At 54.4% G+C, this 14,538-nt stretch carries 14 protein-coding genes and 2 tRNA genes; 11 read left to right on the top strand and 5 right to left on the bottom strand.

The features are described 5' to 3' along the window. The first annotated feature begins 9 nt into the window (after positions 1 to 9). The 4 genes from GX839_06375 to GX839_06360 all read left to right on the top strand — a co-directional run bounded on the left by GX839_06375 (position 10) and on the right by GX839_06360 (position 1,707). A tRNA-Gly gene (locus GX839_06375) sits at positions 10 to 83 on the top strand. A gap of 260 nt (positions 84 to 343) precedes the next feature. Then, positions 344 to 916, top strand: coding sequence for a class D sortase (locus tag GX839_06370; protein ID NLB05081.1), 573 nt, complete (start codon positions 344 to 346; stop codon positions 914 to 916). A gap of 57 nt (positions 917 to 973) precedes the next feature. Beyond that, positions 974 to 1,049: transfer RNA gene (locus tag GX839_06365), tRNA-Thr, on the top strand. Between the two features lie 64 nt (positions 1,050 to 1,113). Next, positions 1,114 to 1,707, top strand: coding sequence for a carboxymuconolactone decarboxylase family protein (locus GX839_06360; protein NLB05080.1), 594 nt, complete (start codon positions 1,114 to 1,116; stop codon positions 1,705 to 1,707). On the opposite strand, the gene GX839_06355 is transcribed toward GX839_06360, so the two are convergent. Next, complete coding sequence (locus tag GX839_06355; GenBank protein ID NLB05079.1) at positions 1,695 to 2,108, bottom strand: hypothetical protein; 414 nt, start codon at positions 2,106 to 2,108, stop codon at positions 1,695 to 1,697. The genes GX839_06360 and GX839_06355 overlap by 13 nt on opposite strands. Positions 2,109 to 2,316: 208 nt before the next feature. Here GX839_06355 and GX839_06350 point away from each other — a divergent pair, with 208 nt between their 5' ends. Beyond that, on the top strand, positions 2,317 to 2,802 hold the full coding sequence (locus GX839_06350) for a GNAT family N-acetyltransferase (GenBank protein NLB05078.1): 486 nt from the start codon (positions 2,317 to 2,319) through the stop codon (positions 2,800 to 2,802). Between the two features lie 15 nt (positions 2,803 to 2,817). On the opposite strand, the gene GX839_06345 is transcribed toward GX839_06350, so the two are convergent. The 3 genes from GX839_06345 to GX839_06335 all read right to left on the bottom strand — a co-directional run bounded on the left by GX839_06345 (position 2,818) and on the right by GX839_06335 (position 5,803). Beyond that, positions 2,818 to 3,831 carry a 6-phosphofructokinase gene (locus GX839_06345; GenBank protein NLB05077.1) on the bottom strand — a complete coding sequence of 338 codons (1,014 nt, stop codon included), beginning with the start codon at positions 3,829 to 3,831 and terminating at the stop codon, positions 2,818 to 2,820. A gap of 536 nt (positions 3,832 to 4,367) precedes the next feature. Then, a complete protein-coding gene (locus GX839_06340) occupies positions 4,368 to 5,321 on the bottom strand; it encodes a GNAT family N-acetyltransferase (GenBank protein NLB05076.1) in 954 nt (317 codons plus the stop codon). A 38-nt stretch (positions 5,322 to 5,359) separates the two neighbouring features. Then, positions 5,360 to 5,803 (bottom strand): hypothetical protein, encoded by a 444-nt coding sequence (locus tag GX839_06335; protein NLB05075.1) that lies wholly within the window; start codon positions 5,801 to 5,803, stop codon positions 5,360 to 5,362. Between the two features lie 176 nt (positions 5,804 to 5,979). Between GX839_06335 and GX839_06330 the strand changes: the two genes are divergently transcribed. From GX839_06330 to ugpC, 5 genes are all read left to right on the top strand, one after another. After that, complete coding sequence (locus GX839_06330) at positions 5,980 to 7,341, top strand: extracellular solute-binding protein (protein ID NLB05074.1); 1,362 nt, start codon at positions 5,980 to 5,982, stop codon at positions 7,339 to 7,341. Positions 7,342 to 7,470: 129 nt separating this feature from the next. Beyond that, entirely contained in the window at positions 7,471 to 7,911 is a 441-nt protein-coding gene (locus GX839_06325; GenBank protein ID NLB05073.1) for a hypothetical protein, read from the top strand. A gap of 18 nt (positions 7,912 to 7,929) precedes the next feature. Then, positions 7,930 to 9,990 (top strand): ABC transporter permease subunit, encoded by a 2,061-nt coding sequence (locus GX839_06320; protein NLB05072.1) that lies wholly within the window; start codon positions 7,930 to 7,932, stop codon positions 9,988 to 9,990. Beyond that, positions 9,987 to 10,877 carry a sugar ABC transporter permease gene (locus GX839_06315; GenBank protein ID NLB05071.1) on the top strand — a complete coding sequence of 297 codons (891 nt, stop codon included), beginning with the start codon at positions 9,987 to 9,989 and terminating at the stop codon, positions 10,875 to 10,877. Before GX839_06320 ends, GX839_06315 begins: the two co-directional genes overlap by 4 nt. 9 nt (positions 10,878 to 10,886) lie before the next feature. Continuing rightward, positions 10,887 to 11,972, top strand: a complete 1,086-nt coding sequence (gene ugpC / locus GX839_06310) for a sn-glycerol-3-phosphate ABC transporter ATP-binding protein UgpC (GenBank protein ID NLB05070.1) — start codon at positions 10,887 to 10,889, stop codon at positions 11,970 to 11,972. Here ugpC and GX839_06305 read toward each other — a convergent pair whose 3' ends face one another. Continuing rightward, positions 11,973 to 12,845 (bottom strand): hypothetical protein, encoded by an 873-nt coding sequence (locus GX839_06305; GenBank protein NLB05069.1) that lies wholly within the window; start codon positions 12,843 to 12,845, stop codon positions 11,973 to 11,975. It abuts the gene before it with no gap. A 116-nt stretch (positions 12,846 to 12,961) separates the two neighbouring features. Here GX839_06305 and malQ point away from each other — a divergent pair, with 116 nt between their 5' ends. Then, positions 12,962 to 14,536 carry a 4-alpha-glucanotransferase gene (gene malQ / locus GX839_06300; GenBank protein ID NLB05068.1) on the top strand — a complete coding sequence of 525 codons (1,575 nt, stop codon included), beginning with the start codon at positions 12,962 to 12,964 and terminating at the stop codon, positions 14,534 to 14,536. The last annotated feature ends 2 nt before the right edge of the window (positions 14,537 to 14,538 follow it).

The raw sequence follows: 14,538 nt of genomic DNA, 5'->3' as shown, positions 1-14,538 counted from the left end.
ATAAAAGTTGCGGGTGTAGTTCAATGGCAGAACATTAGCTTCCCAAGCTAAATACGGGGGTTCGATTCCCCTCACCCGCTCCAGAAACCGCCGGACAGGATTTCCTGCAGGCGGTTTTCCTTTTTTTCAGGATCCATACGGTAAGTGACACCTGGTACAGGGGGATCTTGCCGCAGATTCTATAATCACATGAGTTGAGGTTTAAAATCGGATGAGTGGGAGGTCAGCCATCAAAAAAATCAAGCAAAAAAAGTATTTAATGGCAGCATTTGCTGTCCTCCTGATTCTTGCCGGAACGGTATTGGTATACTTGGGCTTCCGTTCCAAGTGGCAGGAAAATTCAGTGCAGAAGCAGCTTCGGGCTGTCTATACGGACCGGCTTGCGTCTGGACAATCCTGGATCAGCCAGATCGAAGAAACTGAAAGGCCGGAGAAGGAAGAGGGGCCGGCCCAGACAGACCCCGTCGTCCTTCCGGGTGATGATGAGGAACCTGACCAGGTCTTCGACATCAATCGGCTGAGGCCCATGGGGATCCTGAAGATTCCAAAAATTAAAATCGAAGCGGTCATGGTGGAGGGGGTGACTCCCAACGATTTGCGCTATGCAGTCGGCCACTTCACGGGAACGGGTCTGCCGGGAAGGGTCGGCAATCTGGCCATTGCCGGCCACCGCAACTTCATTACCGGCGACTTTTTCGGTCACTTGGACAAGGTTGAGCCCGGTGATGAGCTGATCGTCGAGTTCGACGGTCAGACTTATATCTACATTGTTTCTGAGATCTTTGTTGTCAAGCCGGAGGACACCTGGGTGCTGGATCCGGCTTCCTATCCTCAGATTACCCTGGTTACCTGCACCCCGCCCAGGATATCGTCACACCGTCTGATCGTCAGAGGGACACTGCGGGACACTCCCTGATTGCCTTTGACAAAATGGCCGGTCCTTTGTATGATAGGCAGGCAGCCAGACAGAAATGCCTTTTTAGCTCAGCAGGTAGAGCGCATCCATGGTAAGGATGAGGTCGCCGGTTCAATTCCGGCAAAAGGCTCCAGAGATCGAGGGTCCGCTCCCCGGGGGCGGGCCCTTTTTCGGTATTTTGAATGGTGGGCCAAGCCGTGGATAACAGGTTTTACAAGAAAATTTACAATCATTGCGACTTCTTCAAATCACTGGTCCTGGCCTTCAGAGGCGTCAAGTATATGAGGCTCAACCGTAGGAAAGGACTTGTATCTTCCCGGTTCAGGGAGCGGATCATGCTTGCCGTGACCGAAGTCAATGGCTGCGAAGCTTGTTCCTATGCCCACACCAAATTTGCGCTGGAAGAGGGGATGAGTCCCGAGGAAATTGAAGCCATCTTGAGCGGAGAGGCGGGAAGTATTCCGCAAGATGAACGGGTGGGTGTGTTTTTTGCCCAACATTACACGGATAACAATTGGAAGACTTCAGAAGAATCCTGGCAAAGGCTTGTTGATGAATACGGCGAAGAAGGTGCTTGGGTGATTTTGGCCATGATTCGGGTGATGAATGCGGCCAATATCTACGGCATTGCGATCAGCGCCTTATTTGACCGCCTGAAGGGGAAACCATCCGGAAAGACCCATATGCTTTACGAGCTGTCCATCATGCTGGCGGTTTTGCTCTATTTGCCGCTGGCTGCCGTCCGCGCGGTCTTCGACAATCTCACAAAGAAGCCTGTTTATCCTTTCTGAAGGTCAGGCTGTTTTTGGGCCAGGCTGCTCTGAACCCTGTCGCAGTAGGTATTCCAATTTTCCTCAAAAATGTCACTCGGCACAATGCATCGGGGTAAATCCAGAGCGGACCTGATTCCCCTTTTCCGGCAGTCCCTGACATTGATCCGATAAGCCTGCCAGTTCAAATCAGCTGTCTCCCTGATGACCGGGATCGATCGGTAACCCTCAAGAATCATGAAACAGGCCCGGGTGTGGCCATCTGTCATGACTAACTGCCCGTCCAGCTCCTTGACGGGAACCGGGTCGCATAAAGCGGGGTCGAAGTTCATCCTCAAGATCTTCAATTTTGCTTCGTTAATGTAGAACTGCGACGGCTGCAGCCGGCTGGCGTCAAGCCAGGAAATCTCATTATTTTTCATGTCTGCATGTCCTGTTCTTTTTTGCGCCGGGAGGCCTTTCATTTAGGTTAGGCGCCAGCCGGCCCCAAGTCAACCTGAAGTTACCCGGTATCTTATTGGGGACGGCAAGCGAGCGGGGTGTTATACTCGAAACGGGTCAGTCCCCGAATCATTCCACAGATCCATGCGGAAGATCATAACCAGCGCGTCAGATGGGCAGGATCGGGTTATGCGAAGTAAAGTCACCATTGCACCTATGAAAACGGATGAAGAAATGGATGGCAAGGGTTACGTCCATTGGAAAAGCTGGCAGGAAACTTATGCGGGGTTGATGCCCCAGGCGTGTCTGGACAAGCTGAGCCTCGAGCAAACTGTGTCCTGGGCACACAGCTGGCCTCAGAATACCCTTGTTTTGAAAAAAAATGATCAGGTCATTGGCTTTTCCTGCTTTGGCGAAAGTCATGATCCCGACTTGGGGCAAGCGGGTGAAGTCATCGCCCTCTATCTTCTTCGCGCTTTTCAAGGTCAGGGACTCGGACTTCAACTGATGAAGGCTACCATGGCTGAGCTGGCTGACAGGCCGCAAGTGATCCTTTGGGTCCTCAAAGGCAACGAAAAGGCTATCCGCTTTTATCGGCGCTACGGTTTTGAGTTTGACGGAACTGAGCGTACCAAGGCCCATGGGACCGAACTTCGCATGCGTCTGCGTCCATGAATTTCGGCCGAAAGATCAAAGCGCGATCCTGTAAGCCATATCAAGTTCTTCGCGGGAGATGGTTTTCGACATTTGCAAAGCTTCTTCAATTTCGATGGTGGTGATCCGGCCCTGCCGATAGGCCACCACATGTCCATATTCGCCGGCAACCAGGCTTTTGATGGCAGCAGAACCCATCCGGCTGGCCATGATGCGATCCCTGACAGAGGGACTCCCCCCGCGTTGCAAGTGACCCAGGATGGTGACCCTGGATTCAATGCCGGTTTCTTCTTCAATCCTTCTGCTGATTTCAACCGTATTGCCGGCACCTTCCGCAACGACCACAATATAGTGCTGCTTGCCTTTTTCGTGGCATTCCAGCAAACGGCGGACCACGCCCTTGTCAAAATCAATTTTCACTTCGGGGATCAGGATGACTTCCGCCCCACAGGACAGGCCTACATTCAAGGCAATATAACCTGTCTTTCGGCCCATTACCTCAATGCAGCTGCAACGTTCATGCGAGGACGCCGTGTCCCGGAGCTTGTCGATTGCCTCCATGGCCGTGTTGAGGGCCGTGTCATAGCCAATGGCATAACCGGAACAGCCCACATCATTATCAATGGTGCTCGGGATACCGACGACAGGCAAGCCCAGCCGGGCAAGATCCAAGGCTCCCCGCAGTGAACCATCGCCCCCGATGACCACCAGGGCATCCATATTGAAGGCCTGGCACATCTCAAAGGCTTTTTGGACACCCTCAGGTGAGTTGAAAGCCTGGCTTCGGGCCGTCATCAGAAAGGTCCCCCCGTGCTGCAGGCGCCCTGAAACGGAGCGGTCGCCCAATTCGATGATGTCCCCCTGGCACAAGCCGTGGAAGCCGCGCCGGCAGCCCAGCATTTTATATTCCTGGTGCAAGCCTTCCCGTACGACGGCACGGATGGCCGCGTTCATGCCCGGGGCGTCGCCGCCGCTGGTCAGCACACCGACCGTTCGGATGCCCCTGTCCCGGGACCATGGCGCCAACTTGTGTTTTCTCCTATCAGACATGGCTGAATCCTCTTTCCGCTCGACAACTTTAACTTCCAGCCAAGTATAGCCTAACCCAAAAGTCCGGAAACCTGCCAGGCGGATCAGCCGATTGGGATCTTTCGGTTGTTTTCCATTTCCCGGAAACTTCAGGATGGGCGACGAGTCGTAGCCCTGCTCAGCGGTGGATGGAGAAGTAAATGGGAATAATGGCGATCAGGGAAAATAAAAGTCCAGCCGGTCGAATACATTGAAAGCTTGATCGCTCCATCTTATCCGATTGCTGCAGGTGGATGAAAAGGCATCGGCTGAAGTGCGTACGGCAAAAAATAAAGGAGCAGGCCCAATAATTCCAAGAGGCCCAGGCGGGTGAACAGCGTGAGGCAGGCGTTGCCATACCGGCCAGCAGGAGTCAGCGCCTCACAAGTCGGGTCTTGATTGAACAGAATGCCGGGTCCCCAAAGGATGCGATGAATCCCTTCATAAGCACTGTTTATTGTGGCATCGATACTTGACAGTTTGACTTCTGCTTGGGAACAGAAGGTTGACCTTCTCTGTCAGGGACATTCCTTCTCAAGCCGGTTCAAGGCAGCCTGGATGTCTTTCTCCAATAGCCCCCTCATGCTCGTCTTACGGCCTGAAAGATCAATGGACGTCAGAGCTTTCACTATCTTTGATTTCAGCGCCGGCCGATGGCAGGCAATAAGAGGCAAAGCTTTAATGCATTGCCGGGCGGTGATTGGAGAAGGATCAGCGACCTGCTCAAGCAAAGAATCCAGGATGCCGTCGATTCGTCCTGCTTTGTCCCAGCGGGCGTTGGCCGTGATGAGGGCCAGGCCGCGGGTCCGGATGTAGGAACTGGGATGGTTGAGCATGGAAGTCAATCTCTCGAAAAAGGGGTAAACCCAATCCGCCTCCCGGCTGACAGCTTCCAGGACTTTGAGGGCTTCATAGGCACGAACCTGGTCACGGGAGTCCAGCTGATCCAGCAAGTCTTCAATTTTGGAAACCCCGTAATAAAGGTACCTGCAGACAGGGCGGATTTCACCCTGGTAACAGCCGGGGCCCTCTTCGATCAGGGTAAATCCGCACTTTTCCAACACTTTTCGCGAAGCGAGGTTGCCTGCATTGCAGATGCCATGGATGACAGGGATGCCGAGACGGTCCATGATTGCGGGAAGGAAGGCCCTGACTGCTTCTGTCGCGTAGCCACGGCATCTGTAAGCCTGGCCGGTGTGAAAACCGATCTCCCAGCCCTTTTGGATTTTGACCAGCTGCACATGGCCGATCTGCCTCCCATCATGGAGAAGGACGGCATAGACAAAGGGACCGTCAGCACTCTGGCAGCAGGAGATCAGGTGACGGATGGCGGATCTCGCCTCCTCTTCGGTTTCAAAGACCTCGTCCGGCACAAAACGGCGATTTTCGTCGTCGACGGAAAGGAAGTGGATATCCCTTGCCATGGACTCATCCAGATCTCTGATAATCAAGCGGTCTGTTTCCAGGTACATGGTCCGCCTCCGATAATGTCCGGGTCCGGGAATTCTTTCTACCAGTTGTCGAAGTCGCGCTTATCAATGAAAAGGAGCAATTCCTGGCAAACGCTGTCCCGCGGGCTCAAGGTAACGTCTCTTTTTTCACCATTGCCCAGCTTGATCCAGAAACGGATGGATTTGACTTTTTCATGTTCTCCCCCCGACAGGGCACCCAGGGCAGCTCCGAGCGATCCGGCAATACCATAGCCCATGATGGCGTTGGCCAGGGTGTCGTCAAAGGTTTGACTGTCAACTTCCCGGATTGCCACATCGGCAAGCCCATGTTTCCTGATATCGTCCTGGAGTTTTGCCTTGAAGAAAAAGCCGGCGAATTTTGTGAGCACCCACATGATTAAAAGAAAAGCGGCCAGGATCAGGCCCCCGTAGAAAAGCACGGCGAATATCAGGTCGAAATCGACTGGTTGCAAAATGAAGGTAATTGCGGTGCGGGCTGCCACTTGAGCCTCCGTCCGGTGAAATGCAATAAAAAGTCATGCGCCCTACGTTACAGGTATCGTCTGTGCTTGTTCGCCCTATCTCTTGTAACTATAATGCAGCTGTCATCAATTTGACAAGAAAAATTTGCAGTTTTCGAAAGTCTCTACGGACATTCAACAAATCAATGGAGGACAATATGAAAAAATATCTGATGATCATTCTGGCCCTCGTTCTCGTCTTCGCGCTGGTTGCCGGGTGTGCCCCCAAGGTGACGCCGGAACCGACAGGACCGACCGAGCCGGCCAAAACCGAGGGTGCGGGAGAACCTGAACCGCCGACCGGGCTTGAAGCTGCGGAAATTACAGTGCAGGTGGAAAAAGAGTGGATGGCTTACTATGAAGCTGCCGCTAAACGTATCACCGATGCCAATCCTGACGTTAAGATCCATCTCCAGGAGATTGGATCCTTTGATCACATTGGCATTCTGGATGAGACGGATGCCAGCAATCCTGACGTTGCCGATGTTTTTGCACTGCCTGCTGACCGCCTGACCGGCCTGGCCGGCAAGGACCTGCTCGGTGCCATCGACGGACAGAAAATCGCCGCCCGTCTCGGTGGCTGGAGCAATTTTGACGACGGCCTTGGCGGACTCTTCAAACTCGACGGCGAGTACCTTGCCTTCCCCTTCAACATTGAAACGCTGGTTGTCTTTGCCAACGTGAAGAATGCTGGAGCCGAAGGGATCGATCCTGCCAAGACGGCCGAACTGGATGAGGTGGAAAATCCGGCGCACATCCTGCTGCCCGTCTTTGACGCCTGGTTTGGCGTGGCTCTGACTAACTCGGCTGACATCGCGCTCCTGAAGGAGGAGGGAGACGGATTCGTTTCGGACCTGACTACCGCCTGGGGCGACCTGGAAGCGGGGAAAAAGGCTGCGCTTACAGTTCTTTATAACTACTGGAAGCTTAATTACGACAGCAACTCCACGCTCTTTGACCCCGAAGCTGGCTGGGGCTACATTGATGAGAAATTCACAAGCGGCAACAGCGGCGTTTTCCGCATCGGCGGGCCCTGGGAAACGGGCGCCATGAAAGGGATGACCAATGACGGGCAAGATCTGGGCATCTACCCCATTGGCCACATCACCGTCGCAGGCCAGCCTCTGCGCCACTGGCAGGGAGGCTGGGGCCTTGCCATTAACCCCCGCATCGAGGAGGATCAGGCCAAGGTGGAACTGGCCGAGGCCATGATCGGTGAAATCGTCAACCCTGAATATGCCGTTGATCTTTTCAAGGCAACCGGCAAAATTCTTGAGAACGTGACAGCCGGCGCCTATGCCGCCTCCGACCTGGACGAGATCGACAAGAAGGTCATTGCAGCCGTAATCGACTCTTTCCATGTATCACCAGGCCGCCCGCTCTTCCAGGAATTCGGTCCCGTATGGGATACCTGGAAAAATGCCGTACTCTCATGGAACAGTGTGGTTCCTGCGGGGATCGAAGCGGCTTACGGGCAGCTCAAAGCTTCCTTTGACGCCATGATGGCGGACTTGAAATAGTTCATCCGCGCCTGAAGGCTGACAAACTGTTCAAGGGCGGGAGAGTCCCAGGATTCCCCGCCCTTGTTAATTTTTCTCATCTTTTCGTTTATGATGAAAGGCAGAAGATTCTTGTTTTAAGGGGGGGGCATGCAAGAGGCTCGACAAGTCAAGCTGGATGAGGCCAGGCGCCGGCACAGCCGGCAATTGACTGTCCTTATCTCTTTGTGCGCAGGACTTGTTTTGCTGGCTTCGCTGGAAGCGGCCCTCCTGACGGGGCCTGATGCCTTCAAGCTTTGGCAGGACCTGTTTCCCGAGGCTGGGAGCGGCGACTATTCCGCTTTTATCCTGACACAGTTTCTTTTGGACATCCTGATCCCCGTCTCACTTTCCCTTTACACCTATTTCACCATCAGGAAAGTGGGAACACCGCCCGCCTATCGGCTGATCTGGGGCGCTGTCATCTTGATCGCGGCTATGTGGAAACTGCTGGCTTTTGACACATCCTCCCCGGCCTGGTACCTGACTTTGCTCTTGTGGGCCGGGCTTTTTCTTGTTGTGATTAACATTCACCGGCTCAAACGTGAATAGCCATGGAAAGAGGTAGGCATGAGGTATCCCGAGACCGTCCTTGACGAAATTGGCAACCAATACCCCAGGAAGAACTTGCTCCTTGCGCATCAAGCTGCCATGGAAGCCGCGGGTGACCGCGAATCTCCTCCAGGGACGCCTGAGATCACGGAAGAGGCCCTTAATGAATATCAGGCGCGACGGGCTGAGGCTCTGGCGGCAGAGAAGATTTTCCTGCGGCAGCAATCCGGGCGGAAAAAGACTTTCGAGATCGGGAGCGATGAAGATCCGGTCATTCGAAGCTGGCTGGTCAAGGCGAAAGAGAGTGAAGCCCGCGCTGCTTTCTACGAACCGCTGATCGACCTTGACTATGACTTTGAGCTCCGTCATAAACAGCATCTGGAAACCGCCCGCCAGCTCCCGCTGATCGCCGCGGAGCGGCGCGCTGTTCTCGGTGAACTGACGGCCGCCCGGGAGGCTCTGACGGAGGCCAGGGCTGCCGGTCAAAAAGAAGAAAGAGAAGCTTTTTCGTCTGCCCGGAAGGAACGTTTGGCCCTGCTTCGCGAGCAGAAGAAAGAATTGAAAGCGTCCTACCGGGAAGGAACCATCTCCGCCAAAGCATTCAACAACGAAAAAAAAGAGCGGAGCCTCGCAGCCAGAGATCAGATCGGGGTCATGCGCCGTCAGCTCCCAGTCAAGGCGCAAAAGGAACGGGTTCGCTATGCAAAACACCAGCTCCGCCGCGACAAAAAAAGCAAGCTGCGCGTTTTGGATTCTGACCTGTCGGATCTTCGCCGCAGGACACCGGTTGAAATTGCCAAGCGCCGTCCCCTGGTTTCTTATCTGACCTGGCCTCTTCCCGGTCTGGGACAATTTCTCCTGGGGCAGCCTTTGAAAGCCCTCTTTTTCGTCATCGGATCGTTTTTCACCTACCTGATCGCCATTCCCTACGCACTGGGACGCGGCAACTACCGGGGGAAAGGCCTGTTCGGCCTGATCTCCCTGGCCAGGGACGGATCCCGGCTTGACCGTTCCGTCATTTTTATGGTGGAAGGCGTCATCGCCATTATCCTCCTGCTGATGGGGCTTTTGATCCTTTACCAGTCTTTCAGGGACGTCAACCGGGTTGAGAAGAAAATGATCAAGGGTGTCAGGCGCTATAACTGGTTTGAAACAAGGACGGCTATCAAACGTGACGGCTTTCCCTTTTTCGCTTCCGCCCCTGCAGCGCTGGTGACCATCTTCATTGTTCTTCTGCCCATTGCCGTGACCATCCTGATTTCTTTCACCAATTACGATCCCTCGCACCAGTCGAAATTCAATTGGACGGGGCTGGCCAATTACAAGCAGATTGCCTTGGGGCAGGGGATCGCCGGAGGACCTTTCTGGCATATCACCGGCTGGACGGTCATCTGGACACTGCTGGCGACTTCGCTTGCCATCTTGATTGGTTTCGTACTCGCCCTGCTGGTCAACCAGGACCGCATCTACGGCAAACGTCTTTTCCGGACCGTCTACCTGCTTCCATGGGCCGTACCGGCCTTCATCACCATCATGTTCTTTTCAATCATGTTTTCCCCGGACGGCCCCTTGACCAGCGTTCTCTCGTCGCTGACAGGCCAGATCACCAATATCAAGTACTCGGCCTGGGGCACCCGCATTGTTCTGATCCTGCTCCAAGGCTGGTTGGGGAGTTCCTATGTCTTTCTCTTATGTACGGGGATCCTGCAGGGCATCCCGGGCGACCTTTACGAGGCGGCGAAGATTGACGGAGCTACTGGTTTTCAGGCGACCCGCCACATCACCATCCCGATTTTGCTCTTCCAGACCGCCCCGCTCCTGATCGGCCAGTACACCTTCAATTTCAATAATTTCTCAATCATTTACCTTTTTAACGGAGGCGGACCCTTCGAGCCAACCAAATATGGCAACATCGCCGGCTCATCCGACCTTTTGATCTCCTACATCTACAAACTGACCATTCAGAAGCAGTACCAGGGGATCGGCTCCGCCATCACCCTGATCGTCTCACTGGTGCTGATCTTTATCGCCTGGTTTGGATTCAGCCGATCCAAAGCCTTCCGGGAGGAAAAATTATGAGCGGGACAAAAGAAAAGAGACTCTACCTGTCAGACCGGCCGCCCCTGACAGCCGTCAAGGTTGTCATGCTGGCCATCAGCTATGTTCTGCTTTTTTTCTACGTCTTTGTAATCCTCTGGCCGCTTTCGCAGATCCTCTTTGCAAGCTTCAACGGCAACCACGGGTCTTATCTGCAAATCGGTGTATCCTTCTCCTTTTCCTTGAAGCACTTCGAGTATCTCTTTGGAGAAACCTATTTTCTGAACTGGGTGGTCAACACCATCCTGATTGCGCTGGCAACGGCCCTGTTGACTTTGTTTTTTGTCTCTTTCACCGGCTACGCGTACTCGCGCTACCGTTTCAAGGGCCGCAAGGCATCGCTCATGGCCATCATGTTGATCCAAACCATTCCCTCCTTCGCGGGGATCGCGGCCTTCTACACCCTTCACTCGATTATTGTCTCCATCGCGCCCTGGTTCAGCAGGCAGATGTTTCTCATCCTGATTTACGCGGGGGGCGGGATTGCGGGCAATACCTTCATTCTCAAGGGTTACATCGATTCCATCTCCAGGGAACTCGATGATGCGGCCCGGATTGACGGCTGCGGCAACCTGCAGGTTTACCGCTTGATCATTATGCCCATTGTCCGCCCCATGCTGGCTGTGATAGCCCTGTGGTCCTTTATTGGCCCTTTTTTGGACTTCATGCTCCCCAGCATTCTCTTGAATGACCCCAAGTCCTATACCCTGGCGACCGGGCTTCACACACTGATTAACGACGTCCGCAACATGCACCAGCCCGTCTTCGCGGCCGGAGGTCTTCTGACAGCGGTACCCATCATTGTTTTATTTATTGCGCTGCAAAAACAGCTGGTGTCAGGGCTGGCGAGCGGCGCCGTCAAAGGTTAGGAGGCAAACATGAAAGTCGACCTGGTTAATATCGGCAAAAAATATGAGGGACGGGAAAACTTTACCATCCGGCACATCGACCTGGAGATCGAAGACAAGGAATTCTGTGTCATTCTGGGACCCTCGGGATGCGGAAAAAGCACTCTCCTCCGCATGATCGCTGGGCTCAATTCCATCACGGAAGGCGACTTGCTTTTTGACGGGAAACGCATGAACAAGGTCGAACCCAAGGACAGGGATATTGCCATGGTCTTCCAGTCTTACGCGCTTTACCCTCACATGACGGTTTACGATAACATGGCCTTCTCCCTGAAAATGCGGCGGGAAAAAAAGACAGTGATCCATGACCGTGTCATCGAAGCGGCCGAGCTTCTGCAGATCACGGAATATCTCTATTCCAAACCGTCGGAGATTTCCGGCGGCCAGCGTCAGCGCGTCGCCCTCGGCCGGGCCATGGTGAGAAAGGCCGGTGTTTTCCTGCTGGATGAACCGCTTTCGAATCTGGATGCCAAACTGCGCGAGCATATGCGCGTTGAATTGGTGAGGCTCCATAAATCCCTGGATACGACATCGATTTATGTTACACACGACCAGACAGAAGCCATGACCATGGCAACCAAGATCGTTCTCCTGGACGACGGCAAGGTGCAGCAGGCAGGCCGTCCGTCCGAGTTTTATGAGAAACCGGCCAACCTGTTTGTCGCCGGTTTCATCGGTTCTCCAACGATGAACACCTTCCCTGGCGTTATTGAGAAAGGTCTTTTCAAAGCCGACGGGGATCTCTTCACGGTTGAACCCGGCCAGGAGGACAAGAAGAAGCTTTCCGGTCACGAAGGAAAGCGCGTAGTCATGGGGATCCGGTCCGAGCGCTTTTTGGCGGGTAAGGCGGAGAAGAATGGAATCACGGTCGAGGTGGATGTTATTGAAATGCTGGGCAAGGAGCAGCTGCTCTACTGTAAATTCCCCAACGGGAAAGAGTGTGTCATATCAGAGCCGGGCCACTTCAAGTACGCAATTGACGAGGAGCACAATTTTCACTTGGATACGCAGGGTCTCCATTTCTTCGACGAGGAGACAAGCGGGAGGATTAACTAACTAGCGCTGGCCGGGAAGCACCCGGTTTAATCGGGGCTCCCCCAGGAAAAAAGCCCTGAGCGTTTCATTGTAAAGCGACTTGAGGGGATCTGTCGGGTCGTCCAGGACAGTCCGGTCAGTAATCTCCAGTTTGGGTGCGATCCGGTTCCGAAAGAGGAGGGCATCAAGTGAAGCCTGGGTCCGGATCCGGTCGCTCCGGTCCGGCAGAAAATAGGCAGGAAAAAGAGCCGGCGGAATGAAATACCCTTCTGCCGGATGGTGTATCAGTCCGGTCAGATCATCTGTTTCACGGCGAATGCGTTCCAGGGCTTTTTCGTCACCCATGATGAAGAGATGCACCCGTTTTGCATGACCTGCAGCTTTTTCGATCAGGGCACGTTCGGCGGATGTGAGGACATCCCCCTCGATCACGATTGATTCCACAGGCCCGCCGGCCCTGCCGTGCTCTCCGTCATACCGGTCTCTTGTTTCCTCAAGCCGGGCCAGGTAGTCTGCAAAAGAAGGCCTGCCCCGCTCCATGAAGGTGACGCCCCCGGGGGCCACAGCCAGGGAGAGAAAACCTGCGCTGGCAAAGGCAGCCACGGCTTCCGGTTTTGCGTAAAGGTAGAGTTTGCCGATACCAAGATCAAAGGCGTGGGCAATGATGCCCGTCATAAGCTGGCTGAAGAGAGATCCTCCCCGGTGGCCGGGGTCGATGGCGATGCATTTCAGCCTGTTCCCATCCCTGGCCCCTGTTGCGACCAGCCTGCCATTCTCGAAAATCCCATGGACTGAAGAATAGGGAGGATCGGCCTGCAGTCCGGCTGAGGAAAGAAGGGCCTCCCATTGCTGTCGTATCCCGGTTTGTTTGTCAATATCAAGATGCTCGACCATTCAAGCTCACACTCCCGCCATCATCCGATTCCTATTTTACCTGAAAGGTGCCAAGCCGGGGCTGCCCTTGTCTTGTGCTAAAATCAGGTCAATTCCATTCCTGAAAGAGGCTGATGATGGATTCAATTGCGGGAACCGGCCTGGATCAGCGGTATAACTTCAAGGTTGTGCGCCAGGGGCGGAAAAGCGGGATCCTGTGTCATGTCACGAGCCTTGCGTCACCTTTCGGGGTCGGAACGCTTGGTGATACGGCGCTTGATTTCATTGATTTTCTGGCATTGTCGGGTCAGTCATGCTGGCAGATCCTGCCGTTGGGGGTGACAGGTTACGGTGACTCGCCCTATCAATGCGTATCCGACAGGGCGGGGAATCCCTATCTGATCGATCCCGGCCTGCTGATCCGTGAAAACCTCCTGTCGCCGGAAGCCCCCCGAAAATTCAAGTTCGGGGCAGATCCCGCTTCGGTTGACTTCGGCTTGCTATGGAAAAACAGAAGAAAACTGCTCCGGCTCGCATGGGAAGAGTTCAAGCAGGGAGGCCATGAGACACTGGAGCATGAATTCAAGGTCTTTTGCGTCAAGGAAGACGTCTCCTGGCTCCATGACTTTGCTCTTTTTATGACGCTGAAGGCGGCCCATGGCGGGGCGTCCTGGCGGACCTGGCCCAAACCCTACAGAGGACGCGACCCGGTTGCCCTGCTCGAGTTTGAGCAGGGCAGGCAGGATGACTTGCAGTTTGAAAAATTCCTGCAGTTCCTTTTTTTCCGCCAGTGGCAGCAGGTGAGGATCTATGCTGCCAACGCCGGTATCTGCATCATCGGTGACCTGCCCATCTACGCTGCGGAAGATTCGGTTGAAGTCTGGCTGGAGCCCGGGCTTTTTCAGCTTGACGAAAACTTTACGCCGACCTTTGTGGCGGGCTGCCCGCCCGATTATTTCTCTGATGACGGCCAGTTGTGGGGCAATCCGCTTTATGAATGGAAAGCTCATGCGGCGGAGGGCTATCACTGGTGGACGGAGCGGATGCGCTTTCAACTCCGACTCTACGACATGATCCGGATTGATCACTTTCGCGGACTCGAGTCCTATTGGGCTGTTCCCTATGGAGATAAAACCGCCCGGCGCGGATACTGGGTGCCCGGACCGGCCGATGCCCTTTTCGAGGCCATGGAAAAAGAACTGGGACCTCTTCCTATTATTGCGGAAGATCTGGGTTACATGACAGAAGAAGTTTACGCTTTCAGGGAACGCACCGGTTTTCCCGGCATGAAAGTGCTTCAATTTGCTTTCAATCCCGAGGTGACGAGTGATTACCTCCCCCATAACCTGACAGAGAATGCCATCCTTTACACGGGAACTCACGACAACGACACCATCGCCGGTTGGTTTGAGGCAGCCGACCCCGAAGAGACTGCCTTTGCCAAGCGCTATCTGGGCCTGAGTGAGGAGGAGGGGCTCATTTTCGGCATGATGCGTGGCGCGGCGACCAGTGTCTGCAACACGGTGATTTTCCAGATGCAGGATCTGCTGGGGCTCGGTGACGAGAGCCGGATGAACCGGCCGGGCAAGGCAGAAGGCAACTGGCGGTGGCGGATGCTGCCTGATGCCCTGACCCTGGAGCTGGCCACCCGGATGCGGGAGCTGACCCGGATGAGCGGAAGGCTCCCTGGGAGAACTCAGGGGGACAGCTGACG

The sequence above is a fragment of the Fastidiosipila sp. genome (assembly GCA_012511175.1).
Lineage (GTDB): Bacteria > Bacillota > Clostridia > Saccharofermentanales > DTU023 > UBA4923.
The sequence above is the reverse complement of the archived record's forward strand: the minus strand, read 5'-3'. Positions and strand labels throughout refer to the sequence as shown.